The 12,117-nt window shown below is 41.3% G+C and carries 9 protein-coding genes; 1 reads left to right on the top strand and 8 read right to left on the bottom strand.

Features of this window, described 5'->3' with window-relative positions; translation table 11 throughout:
* Nucleotides 1-37 precede the first annotated feature (37 nt).
* Entirely contained in the window at nucleotides 38-2,704 is a 2,667-nt protein-coding gene (locus tag CEF16_RS05920; protein WP_091582935.1) for a calcium-translocating P-type ATPase, SERCA-type, read from the bottom strand.
* A gap of 270 nt (nucleotides 2,705-2,974) precedes the next feature.
* Here CEF16_RS05920 and CEF16_RS05925 point away from each other — a divergent pair, with 270 nt between their 5' ends.
* A complete protein-coding gene (locus CEF16_RS05925; protein WP_091582932.1) occupies nucleotides 2,975-4,693 on the top strand; it encodes an Rqc2 family fibronectin-binding protein in 1,719 nt (572 codons plus the stop codon).
* Between the two features lie 507 nt (nucleotides 4,694-5,200).
* Here the strand turns inward: CEF16_RS05925 and CEF16_RS05930 are convergent.
* From CEF16_RS05930 to carB, 7 genes are all read right to left on the bottom strand, one after another.
* A complete protein-coding gene (locus tag CEF16_RS05930; RefSeq protein WP_245917774.1) occupies nucleotides 5,201-5,347 on the bottom strand; it encodes a class I SAM-dependent methyltransferase in 147 nt (48 codons plus the stop codon).
* A 31-nt stretch (nucleotides 5,348-5,378) separates the two neighbouring features.
* Nucleotides 5,379-5,549: a hypothetical protein gene (locus CEF16_RS23605; protein WP_170031634.1), complete on the bottom strand. Its 171-nt coding sequence runs from the start codon at nucleotides 5,547-5,549 to the stop codon at nucleotides 5,379-5,381.
* A gap of 300 nt (nucleotides 5,550-5,849) precedes the next feature.
* Nucleotides 5,850-6,500: an orotate phosphoribosyltransferase gene (pyrE, locus tag CEF16_RS05935; RefSeq protein WP_091582926.1), complete on the bottom strand. Its 651-nt coding sequence runs from the start codon at nucleotides 6,498-6,500 to the stop codon at nucleotides 5,850-5,852.
* Nucleotides 6,497-7,204 (bottom strand): orotidine-5'-phosphate decarboxylase, encoded by a 708-nt coding sequence (pyrF, locus tag CEF16_RS05940; protein WP_091582924.1) that lies wholly within the window; start codon nucleotides 7,202-7,204, stop codon nucleotides 6,497-6,499. Before pyrF ends, pyrE begins: the two co-directional genes overlap by 4 nt.
* A complete protein-coding gene (locus tag CEF16_RS05945) occupies nucleotides 7,201-8,118 on the bottom strand; it encodes a dihydroorotate dehydrogenase (RefSeq protein ID WP_091582921.1) in 918 nt (305 codons plus the stop codon). Before CEF16_RS05945 ends, pyrF begins: the two co-directional genes overlap by 4 nt.
* A complete protein-coding gene (locus CEF16_RS05950; RefSeq protein WP_245917972.1) occupies nucleotides 8,115-8,876 on the bottom strand; it encodes a dihydroorotate dehydrogenase electron transfer subunit in 762 nt (253 codons plus the stop codon). Before CEF16_RS05950 ends, CEF16_RS05945 begins: the two co-directional genes overlap by 4 nt.
* A gap of 11 nt (nucleotides 8,877-8,887) precedes the next feature.
* Nucleotides 8,888-12,112, bottom strand: a complete 3,225-nt coding sequence (gene carB / locus CEF16_RS05955; RefSeq protein WP_091582915.1) for a carbamoyl-phosphate synthase large subunit — start codon at nucleotides 12,110-12,112, stop codon at nucleotides 8,888-8,890.
* Between the last annotated feature and the right edge of the window lie 5 nt (nucleotides 12,113-12,117).

The following is a 12,117-nucleotide window of genomic DNA, read 5'->3' on the forward strand; positions in this document are numbered from 1 at the left end:
TGAAAAGGGGAACCAGCTCAATCCCATAATTTTTTTATTATGAGGCTTTCGCTTTTCTTACATTAGTCTGACGAAAAAGTGTCTTTCCTGCAAGTGCAAAGGTAGGTATAGAAGCAAGTGCGAGAACAAGCGCCCATTCCATTGCACTAAGGGGAGTGGTATGAAAAATCGGCTGAAGCATTGGCGTGTAAATAACAAGTAAGAGCAAAAAGATTGATGATAAAACAGCTGCTGTTAAATATTTATTTTCAAATGGATTTCTATCAAAGATTGTCTGATTGGTACGGCAGTCAAAAACATGGATAAGCTGAGCCATAACAAGCGTAGAGAAAGCAATCGTCTGTGCTCTAATTAAATCATTTGGCTGTTCATGAAGAGCTGTCATAAACCCAAGCAATGTCACACATCCAATTAAAAATCCTCTAGAGATAATTTTCCATCCCATTCCACGAGCGAAAATACTTTCCTTCGCAGACCTAGGGGGCCGTTTCATTACATTGTTTTCCGGCTGATCGAGTCCTAGGGCCATGGCCGGCAGACCATCTGTAATTAAATTAATCCATAGAATTTGTATAGCTACAAGGGGAAGCGGCATTCCAAGCATAACAGCAAAAAGCATAACTAATATTTCTCCAACATTAGATGCGAGCATATAACGAATGAACTTACGGATATTTTCATAAATATTGCGGCCTTCTTTGATTGCCGAGCGAATAGTAGAGAAATTGTCGTCGCGTAATATGAGAGCCGAGGCTTCTTTTGCTACATCGGTTCCTGTTTTCCCCATTGCAATACCGATATCTGCAGATTTAAGAGCAGGAGCATCATTTACTCCATCACCTGTCATTGCAACAATGTGTCCCTGTTTCTTTAAAACATTTACAATATTTAATTTATCTTCCGGACTAACCCGTGCAAACACATATGCTCGCTGCATAAGTTTTTGTTTTTCTTTATCGGTTGCTTGATTCCACTCTTTTCCGGTAATAACAAGGCCATACTCTGGCAATAAGCCGATGTCTCTTGCAATCGCTGCTGCTGTATCTTTATGGTCTCCTGTAATCATAATTGTTTTAATACCAGCTTGACGACATTCCATAATCGCATCTTTTGCTTCCTGGCGAGGAGGGTCAATCATCCCCTCTACTCCAAGAAAAATAAGATTTCTTTCGGCGGCATCAGCACTATTGATGGTCTCTCCTGCTTTTAGCGGCCGATACGCAACCGCAATCGTACGCAATGCTTTATTTGCCATATACCCGATCGTCTGCTTCACTTCATTTTTCTTATAAGTGGATAGCCGTTCTATTCGTCCGTTCGTATCAATATGAGAAGCTCTTTCAAGCAAAATATCGGGTGCTCCTTTCGTAATAATAAAAGATTCACCCTTCTTGTTTTTCACGAGTACAGACATGCGCTTTCGTTCCGAATCAAACGGGAAATCACGTTCCACTTTATGATTAGATAAAAGCATATTAAGTTCAATCCCGCACGAAGCAGCTGCTTCTAATAAAGCATTTTCTGTTGGATCTCCCTTCATATCACTGTTTGCTGCGGTTTGTGAATGAGTCGAATCAACAGTAATTTGAGTACAAAGTGCACCATACGTTAATAGTTTTTCATTTTTTGTTTTTTGAAAAGATTTTTTTGGTTTTCGAAGCGACAGCCCGCTTCCATCCCATAACGCCGTCACTTTCATTTTATTTTGAGTCAGCGTACCTGTCTTGTCCGAACAAATAACCGAAGCACAGCCCAGGGTTTCAACCGCTGGCAGCTGTCTTACAATCGCATTTCTTTTTATCATGCGTTGTACACCAAGAGCTAACACAACGGTTACAATAGCCGGCAGTCCTTCAGGAATAGCTGCAACTGCAAGTGACACGCCGGAAAGAAACATTTTATACATAGGCTGGCCTTGCATAATACCAAGCACAACTACTAATCCTGTAAGGATAAGCGCCCCTGTAATTAACATCGTTCCTAAGTGAGCAAGCCTTCGTTGCAGAGGGGTTTCATTTTTCTCCGAAGAGCTGAGTAAATGAGCGATTTTTCCCATCTCTGTTTTCATTCCTGTAGCTACAATAACCCCAGTCGCATACCCTTTTGTAATCAATGTACCCGCAAACACCATATTTTGTTTTTCACCAATTGAAATGTCATCTTCATTTAAAACATCCGCTGTTTTTTGGACCGGGAAAGATTCACCTGTTAAGGCTGATTCTTCTGCAGTTAAACCGTTCGCTTCGAGCAGCCGAATATCAGCACTTACTTTATCCCCGCCGGTAAGCTTCACTATATCTCCAGGTACTGCTTCCATTGAAGGTATTGTTTTCCATTGGCCATTTCTTCTCACTGTTATTGTCGGAGAAGCCAATTCTTTTAAAGCATCAAGAGACTTTTCCGCTTTATTTTCTTGAATAAACCCGAGGATTCCATTCATAATGACAATAAAAATTATGGTAATTGCGTCAATATATTCTCCTAACGCAGCAGAAATTGCAGTTGCCCCTAACAGGATGAGAATCATAGTATCCTGGAACTGGTTTAAAAATAAAAGCCAGCCTGGTACCTTTTTCTTTTCTTCAAGTGTATTTGGTCCTACTTGTTTTAAACGAGCTTTAGCCTGTCCATGATCTAATCCTGTTCCGGCAGTGACTTGTAATATGTGTTCCAATTTTTCTTTTGGTTGCTGATGCCAGTTCATTCCATCCCTCACCCCTGGTTAAACGTATCAACACATCATATTCAGACAAGCCGCAATTCATGCTATACTAATTAGAAAAGCGAAGTGCGCTTAAGGTAAAGGTACTTCTACTAGAGACGCCTATGTCAACACTAAACTGACTTCTGCAGGGTGCCTAAAGTATAAGAAAGAGCGCCTTCGTAGGTAGAAGCCGTTAAACAGAGCGTTTCTTTTCCCAATGATTGAAAGTGATATGCTTTCTTAGTATTAGAGAGAGGATGTACTATACATATGTCTTTTGACGGAATTATGACAAGAGCGGTTATCCATGAATGCGAACAGCATTTATTAAACGGCAGAATAACAAAAATTAAACAACCATATAAAACAGACCTGCTTTTAACTATTCGTGCAAATCGAAAAAATAAACAGCTGTTAATTTCTGCAAACCCGAGCTTTTCAAGAATGCATTTGACCAATGCTTCCTTTGAAAATCCTCCTGAACCGCCCATGTTTTGCATGCTGCTTCGCAAACATATTGAGGGCGGTTTTATCAGGGAAATCAAACAAAATGAAATGGAGAGAATCGTCACATTTGTGATAGAAGGAAAAAATGAAATCGGAGATGTATCTATCAAGCATTTAATTATTGAAATTATGGGCAAACATAGCAACATTATGCTTGTCGAAGAAGAATCCAATCAGATTTTAGACAGCATGAAACATCTGCCTCCTTCTGTAAACAGACACCGGACGATATTACCTGGTAGAGAATACATTGGACCGCCAAAACAGCATAAAGCAGATCCATTAGCAGCAGACGAAAACGAGGTCCTTCGAAAGCTCGACAGCAATCAAGGAAAAATCGACCATCAGCTTGTCCAAGCGTTCACTGGACTTTCCCCGCAAACGGCTAAAGAAATTGTTCACCGCGCCGGCCTTGGCAGCACGGAAAAAATCGCTGCTTCGTTTACGGATGTAATGAAAAACGTTAAAGAGCACCACTACTATCCTCAAATAAAAAGTACGGACGGAAAGGAATACTACTCTGTCATAGAGTTAACACACCTAAAAGGCAGCACAAAAGTTTTCGATTCTGTCAGCGAACTGCTCGACCGTTTTCATTCTGGAAAAGCAGAAAGAGATCGTGTAAAACAGCAAGCTCATGACTTAGAACGACTTTTACGAAATGAATGGCAAAAAAATAAGAAAAAGATTAAAAAGCTTGAAAAAACAGTGCAGCAAGCCGAAAAAGCCCATGACGCCCAAAAGTACGGGGAATTGCTCACTGCGAACCTGCATTTAATCAAAGGGGGAGAAAAAGAAATAGAGGTCATAGATTATTATGATGAAAACGGCGGAACCCTTATCATACCTCTTAACCCTGAGAAAACTCCTTCAGAAAACGCTCAATCTTTTTTCCGTAAATACAATAAAGCTAAAACTTCTCTTGAAATGGGAAAAAAGCAAATCAAGCAGACAAAAGAAGAAATGGTTTATCTTGAACAATTAATTCAACAATTAGAGTCTGCTGCTCCTTCTGATATTGATGAAATTAGAGAAGAACTTTCGGAACAAGGTTATGTGAAAAAGCGTGCCAAAAAAGGCAAGAAAAAACATAAACCAGCAAAGCCGGTTCTTGAAAAATATGTTTCTAATGACGGCACCGAAATATTGGTAGGAAAAAACAACAAACAAAATGAATACTTGACGAGCCGAGTCGCTCATAAAGAAGACACATGGCTGCATACAAAAGAAATTCCCGGCTCTCATGTTGTCATTCGCAGTAATTCATTAAGCGAACAAACGCTCTTAGAAGCAGCAAACATCGCTGCATATTATTCCAAAGCGAAAGATTCAGCTTCCGTTCCAGTTGACTATACAAAAATTAAGCACGTGAGAAAACCAAACGGCGCAAAACCCGGTTTTGTCACCTATGAACAGCAGTCTACTGTCTTTGTGACACCTGATGAGGATTTAATTTTAAAACTGCGGGACTCTAGCAGCTAAAACTCATTATTAAATAAAGTCAGTCACAAATGAGGGGATATTAGCGTGTGCTGAAAAAATAATCCATTGATCTTTTCTGGATACATCTCTGTTCATTGAAGAACGTTATTAATCAACGCTTCCTGCTAATAAAAGCTGTATCAAAGAGCCGTCCCCTGCTTGGACGGCTTTGTTTTAGGAAGGTTTAACTTTAGGCGGTTTCTTCTTAATAGGCGGAAAACCAAGATTTTCTAATCCTACTCCGATTCGATTTTTGTCAAAAGGGCCAGTACGTCAAGTGCTGTTTCTTGTTCCAATTTTTTAGTACCATTCTCATATAAAAGTTCACTTAACTGTACGCTGTCAAATCGATGCCTTCTTGGAGCAACATTCGCCCATTTGAGAAAAGTTTTTTTTCAAAAGCCTTGAAATAACTCGTCAGACGCAATTTTTCAGCCGCTAGAGGATCGATCCATTTGGCGTGTCGGGTTTAACAATATACTCACGCCTTTCGATTTTGTTACCGCTCTATAACCAGCGTCGAAATACATCAAGAGTTCCGTCTTTAAAAGGCAGCGCATAAGCGTCCCCTACTATAAAAGCGGAAGATGTTCTTTCAGCTCGAGTCTTTGCCAACTCTCTCGCTTTTTTTATCATTCCTTCTGACAAGTCCACTCCTGTTAAGAGAGATGCTTCGTTAACATCTTTAAATAACAGTCTTTCTGTACCGCAGCCCTATGTCTAAAATTTTCTTTTTTTCCCGCGATCCACTTTTATCTTTTAAAAGTTTATGAAGATTGGACAACCAGTTGGTTTGTGCCATGTTATCAAAGAATGCAACTTGTTCGCTGAATTCCTTCCCTGTCATTTTACGCATGATTAATTTCCTATCTACCACGATTATTGCTCATCTGTCTGCACAACGCCCTGTACCGAAGATATGATGTGGGTTTTTACAGATAAGAATATTATTACGTTTACTTAATCTCTTCAAGAAGGAACTTTCCACGATTGGGTGTAAGGCAAGAAGAGAACATTCTAGATAAATTCAGCTTGCCGGAAAGTCCAAATAACAGGAGTCTTAATCTTTCCTTATATTTTATTTCTATAACAAAGTTAAACTTAATGAAAATAAAAAAAGAGTGCGAAAAAAATTTCACACCCTCATGCATATAACCTATTTACTAGACGAAATGCTCGCTTTTAACCAGTTTTCACTTTCAGGATTCTTCCTCCACATTTTCAGTCTTGTATGTTGTTGTTCCGTTATATATTGGTCCTCAAGAGCTGCCTCAAGCAATGTTTCGTAATCTGTCAGTGTATGACTCTTCAAGTTAGCATCGTTCAGCATACTTTTCCCTTTTTCTAAACCATAAGTGAAAATAGCAGCAGTTCCTAACACTTCTGCTTTTTCTGCCTGCAAAGCTTCTTGTACCTTAATGACACTTCCCCCTGTAGAGATGAGATCCTCCACAATTACTGCTTTGGCACCTTCTTGCAGAAACCCTTCGATTTGATTTCCTTTTCCGTGCGATTTCGAAGAACTGCGGACATAAATCATCGGAAGTCCCATTTTATCAGCAACCAGGGCAGCATGAGGAATTCCGGCAGTAGCTGTACCGGCAATAACGTCTGCTTCCGGGTATTCTTTTTCGATTAAAGCTTTTAACCCTTCTGCAATACTTTGACGAAGAGCAGGGTAGGAAAGGGTTAGTCTGTTATCACAATATATCGGCGATTTTATTCCTGATGACCAGGTGAAAGGTTCATCTGGTTTTAAGCTGACTGCTTCTATTTTTAATAATTCTTGAGCTAACCATTGTTTCATGTTTCATTCCTCCACTGCTTTTTTATTTCGTTATATTGCTGATACGGATTGTCAGCACGCGTAATGCTTCTTCCTACGACGATGGCGTCACTACCGCGCTCGCTTGCTTCACCCGGGGTTACTACCCGTTTTTGATCATCTGCACTATTGTTTGAAAGTCTAATACCTGGGGTGACACAAGCAAAATCGGAGCTTACATGTTGTTTAATATACGGCGCTTCATGCGCTGAACAAACAACACCTTGAAGTCCGGCTTGCTTTGCATTATCCGCATAATGAATGACGGTGTCTTGCAGTGATTTGTCAATAGCAAGTTCGTTTTTCATCATTTGCTCAGACGTACTTGTCAGCTGGGTAACAGCAATACAGTCGGGAGAATTGTTATTCGCTCCAGAAGCTAATCCCTCTCTAGCTGCTTCCATCATTTTTATACCGCCGGATGCATGTACGGTCATTAAATCTACCTGTAAGGAAGCAAGCTGCCTTGCTGCTGCTTTTACTGTGTTAGGAATATCGTGGAGCTTTAGGTCCAAAAACAGCTGATGACCTGCTACTTTCCACTCTTCTACCAATGCAGGGCCTTCTCGGTAAAATAATTCCATTCCTACTTTAAGAAATAATTTTTCGTTCCCAAAAGAAGTGAGAAATGCATTTGCTGATTGCTTGTCTTTAAAATCCATTGCTATAATTAACGGCTTATTCAAAAAGAATTCACTCCTTTTTGCCGGAGCTCCTGAATATTTTCCAATCCTTTTACTTTTACCCAATCTTCTAATTCATCAATAAGCTCAGGGCAAATAAATGGGTTAGTAAAGTTTGCTGTTCCAACTGCTACAGCATCTGCACCTGCAATCATAAACTCAATTACATCATCAAGTGTTGAAATGCCGCCCATCCCGATAATTGGAAGTTCTGTTTGTTTGCGAACTTCATAAATCATACGAATGGCAATCGGCTTAATCGCCGGGCCTGACAGGCCGCCGGATTCATTTGCCAGCAGTGGTTTTCCTGAGTGAATTTCTATTTTCATCCCTGATAATGTGTTGATCATGGATAAACCATCGGCTCCAGCACGTTCAACTGCTCGAGCTAACAAGGTGATATCGGTAACGTTGGGAGAAAGTTTGACATAAACCGGGCAGGTGGACACCGCTTTGACCCGTCTCGTCAGTTCAGCAGCAAGTTCAGGATCTGTGCCAAAAGCAATCCCGCCTTCTTTTACATTCGGACAGGAAATATTGAGTTCTAATGCCCCTACTTGGTTTGTTTCAGAAAGGTTGGCTGCTACTTCCTCATAATCTTCCATCGTCGTACCGGCAATGTTTGCTAGCAGCGGTGTATCATACGTTTCAAGCCAGCTTAACTTTTCTGAAATAACTTTTTCAAGACCGGGATTTTGCAAACCAATCGCATTAAGCATGCCTGCTGGTGTTTCTGCTACCCTTGGCGTCGCGTTTCCAAATCTGGGATGATTAGTCGTTGCTTTTAAAGCAATTGCTCCCAGTTGGTTTAAATCATACAATTTAGCAAATTCTTCCCCAAACCCAAAACAGCCAGAAGCAGGCATTATAGGGTTTTTCATAGATAAACCGGGCAGATTTGTTTGAAGACGGGTCATAGTACCACCTCTCTCCACGGAAATACGGGGCCATCGCTGCAGACTTTCCGATATTCGGTTCCATCTGGGTCATTTTGCGTGTGACACACGCAGGCAAAGCAAGCACCGATCCCGCAGCCCATTCTCTCCTCGAGTGAAAGGCTGCCTTGAACGTTCGGGTAGTTTTCTTCTAAAGCTTTTAACATAGGTGTCGGTCCGCAGGCATATAATCGGTTAAACTGTAATGATTCTCTATCAATCACATCGGTGACTAAACCTTTATTACCAGCACTGCCATCGATGGTGCTCACATATACATCGCCGGCTTCTTTAAACCTATTTTCATAAAAAACGGATGCAGCGTCAGCAAAACCGAGAACCGTAGTGACCTTTACACCCCTTTCAACAAGCGCAAGAGCAAGGGAGTAAAGCGGAGGAACACCAACGCCTCCGCCGACAATTAATGCCGTTTCTTCTTGTTTCGTTTCTTCTAAAGAAAAACCGTTTCCGAGCGGCCCAAGAACATCCACGGAATCATTTTCTTTACGCTGTGATAAAAGCGTCGTTCCTTCTCCTTCTGTCCGGTAAATAATCGTCAGCTCATTATTTTGTTTATTGCTATTACAGATGCTGATCGGACGACGAAGTAAAGGCATAGGCTGTGATGAAGGTTTTATATGCAAAAACTGTCCTGGTGCTGTGATCTCCTGCACTATTTTTCCCTGTAGTGTCATTTCAAAAATATTTTCGGCAATTTCTCTGTTGGAGACCACGATCATGTCTTCTTTTCTCACACTGTCACCCCGTTTGCAGGAACCGCTTCTCTTTTTTCCATTGCCGGCATTGCCTCAGCAGAAAATGTGATCATTTCGAGCACTTTTAAGAGAGCATCTGCAGTATCAATAGAGGTCATGCAAACGACTTCGTTTTCTACAGCTTCCCGTCGTATTCTAAAGCCATCTCGAGCGGGCTGTTTTCCTTTTGTGAGCGTGTTAATAACAAATTGAGCTTTTCCTTCCCGGATAATATCTAACAAATTCGGAGAAGATTCTTCTAATTTATTTACGACTGTTACAGGAATGTTTTCTTTTCTTAAATAGTCTGCTGTTCCTTTGGTTGCGAGCAGATTGTAACCGATTTGGTGAAAACGGCGGGCAAGCGACAATGCTTCTTCTTTATTTTTATCTGCAATTGTAAACAAGACAGAACCATGTTCTGGAATATTCATGCCAGAAGCGATTAATCCTTTATATAATGCTTTTTCAAGTGATACATCTCGTCCCATTACTTCACCTGTTGATTTCATTTCCGGTCCGAGCGTAATATCTACTCTGCGCAGTTTGGCGAAAGAAAATACCGGTACTTTTACAGATACTTCTTTTTTCTCTGGCAGCAGGCCGTCACTGTATCCCTGCGTCCAAAGGCTTTTTCCAGCCATGACTCTCGTTGCGATTGAAGCGATCGGCACTCCCGTAATTTTACTTAAAAAAGGAACGGTTCGGCTTGCTCTTGGGTTTACTTCCAGAACATATACTTCGTTTTCATGGATAACAAATTGAATATTGAGCAGTCCTTTAATATTAAGCCCTTTTCCTATCGCTACCGTACGTTCTACCAATTTTTGTTTCATTTTCTCAGAGAGTGTTTGCGGAGGATACACGGCAATAGAGTCCCCGGAGTGCACCCCGGCGCGCTCGATGTGCTCCATAATCCCTGGAACGAATACGTTTTCTCCATCTGCTATTGCATCAACTTCTATTTCTTTACCGATCATATAACGGTCAATTAGTACGGGATGCTTTTTATTTACCTTAACTGCTCGGTCCATATAGGACAACAGTTCATTTTCGTTATCAACAATTTCCATAGCTCTTCCGCCTAATACGTAGGACGGCCGCACTAGTACTGGATAGCCGATATCAGCAGCAATCCCTACTGCTTCTTCAGAAGAGGTCGCTGTTCGTCCTAGAGGCTGCGGGATGCCTAACTGCTGCAAAGAGTATTCAAATTTATCACGGTCTTCTGCTCTATCCATATCTTCAAGCGTCGTGCCGAGAATTTTTACTCCTCGTTCATGAAGGCCGTCTGCTAGGTTAATAGCGGTCTGGCCGCCAAACTGAACGATAACTCCTTCTGGTTTTTCTTGTTCGACTACATGCATGACATCTTCAAGCGTAAGCGGCTCAAAATACAGTTTGTCGGAAACGCTGAAGTCAGTAGATACGGTTTCTGGGTTGTTATTAATAATAATTGCTTCATATCCTTCTTCTTGCAGCGCCCAAACCGTGTGAACTGTAGCGTAATCAAATTCTATTCCCTGTCCGATGCGGATAGGACCAGAACCCAGCACTAACACGGAAGGCTTATTCGTTCGGCCGCTTTCATTTTCCTGTTCATAAGTTGAATAATAGTATGGGGTTTCTGATTCAAATTCTGCTGCACACGTGTCCACCATTTTATAAACCGGCATGATTTGGCTACGTTTCCTGGCTTCATAGACTTCTGTTTCTGTCCATTCCCACTTCGCTGCGATAAATTCGTCAGAAATCCCCATTTCCTTTGCGAGCTTTAGCATGTCTGGATTACCTGGATGATAGGACAGTTCTTCTCCAGTAGTAATAATTCCCGCAAATTTCTCAAGAAAGAAACGATCTATCTTGGTCAGACCGTGAAGCTTTTCAATCGACCATCCTCTTCGAAAGGCTTCTCCAATTACAAACAGTCTTTCATCTTCCGCTTTAATGAGTTTTTCTTCGAGCGATTCATTGGAGTAATCCGCATATACCGGGTCGCTTAAATGGGGTTTGTTCATTTCCAATGAACGAATCCCTTTCATGATCGACTCTTCAAACGTTCTTCCAATTGCCATTACTTCACCGGTTGCTTTCATTTGTGTGCCTAGTTTTCGATTTGCTGCTTCAAACTTATCAAATGGCCAGCGCGGTATTTTCGTAACGACATAGTCCAGTGCTGGTTCGAAGCTTGCATACGTTGTTCCGGTTATAGGATTTTTTAGTTCATCGAGCCGGAAGCCTGCTGCTATTTTTGCTGCCAGTTTTGCAATTGGATAACCGGTTGCTTTAGAAGCAAGAGCCGACGAACGGCTGACGCGCGGATTAACTTCGATAATATAGTACTCGAAACTGTGCGGGGAAATCGCACACTGTACATTACAGCCGCCTTCAATTTCCAGCGCCCGAATAATTTTTAAGGATGAATCTCGAAGCATTTGGTATTCGCGATCTGATAATGTTTGGCTTGGAGCAGCAACAACGGAGTCACCGGTATGAATGCCGACCGGGTCAATGTTTTCCATGTTACACACGACAATGCTTTGTCCTGAACCATCTCTCATTACTTCATATTCAACTTCCTTGAATCCGGCAATGCTTTTTTCAAGTAAACATTGGTGTACAGGGCTGTATTTTAAACCTGAACTTACGATTTCATGTAATTCATCTTTATTATGAACCAGACCCCCGCCTGTTCCACCTAGCGTGTAAGCTGGACGTACAATGACAGGATAGCCGATTTCTTCTACAAATTTTTCTGCTTCTTCCATGTTGTGAATAATTTCGCTTTCGGGTACTGGTTCATTTAATTCTTTCATCAGGGAGCGGAACACTTCTCTGTCTTCTGCTTTTTGAATGGCTTCAAGCTCTGTTCCTAAAAGAGAAATATTATATCTTTCTAAAACTCCTTCGTTATAAAGCTCCATCGCCATATTCAAACCTGTTTGTCCGCCTAGAGTTGGAAGCAAAGCATCCGGCTTTTCTTTTCTAATGACCCTGCTGACAAATTCAAGCGTGATTGGTTCGATATATACTTTATCTGCCATGTTCGTATCCGTCATGATCGTTGCAGGATTTGAATTTACGAGAATAACTTCATAACCTTCTTCTTTTAACGCCTGACAAGCCTGAGTGCCTGCATAGTCAAATTCTGCTGCCTGCCCGATGACAATCGGACCGGAACCGATAACGAGAATTTTTTTAATATCTGTTCGTTTTGGCATATTTC

Source organism: Alteribacillus bidgolensis, from assembly GCF_002886255.1.
Lineage (GTDB): Bacteria > Bacillota > Bacilli > Bacillales > Marinococcaceae > Alteribacillus > Alteribacillus bidgolensis.

Excerpts from the sequence above, each read along its gene's own strand:
- CEF16_RS05920 (WP_091582935.1), bottom strand. The coding sequence starts at position 2,704 with ATGAACTGGCATCAGCAACCAAAAGAAAAATTGGAACACATATTACAA.
- CEF16_RS23605 (WP_170031634.1), bottom strand. The coding sequence starts at position 5,549 with ATGCGTAAAATGACAGGGAAGGAATTCAGCGAACAAGTTGCATTCTTT.
- carB (WP_091582915.1), bottom strand. The coding sequence starts at position 12,112 with ATGCCAAAACGAACAGATATTAAAAAAATTCTCGTTATCGGTTCCGGT.
- CEF16_RS05950 (WP_245917972.1), bottom strand. The coding sequence starts at position 8,876 with ATGATCGTGGTCTCCAACAGAGAAATTGCCGAAAATATTTTTGAAATG.
- pyrE (WP_091582926.1), bottom strand. The coding sequence starts at position 6,500 with ATGAAACAATGGTTAGCTCAAGAATTATTAAAAATAGAAGCAGTCAGC.
- CEF16_RS05925 (WP_091582932.1), top strand. The coding sequence starts at position 2,975 with ATGTCTTTTGACGGAATTATGACAAGAGCGGTTATCCATGAATGCGAA.
- CEF16_RS05945 (WP_091582921.1), bottom strand. The coding sequence starts at position 8,118 with ATGACCCGTCTTCAAACAAATCTGCCCGGTTTATCTATGAAAAACCCT.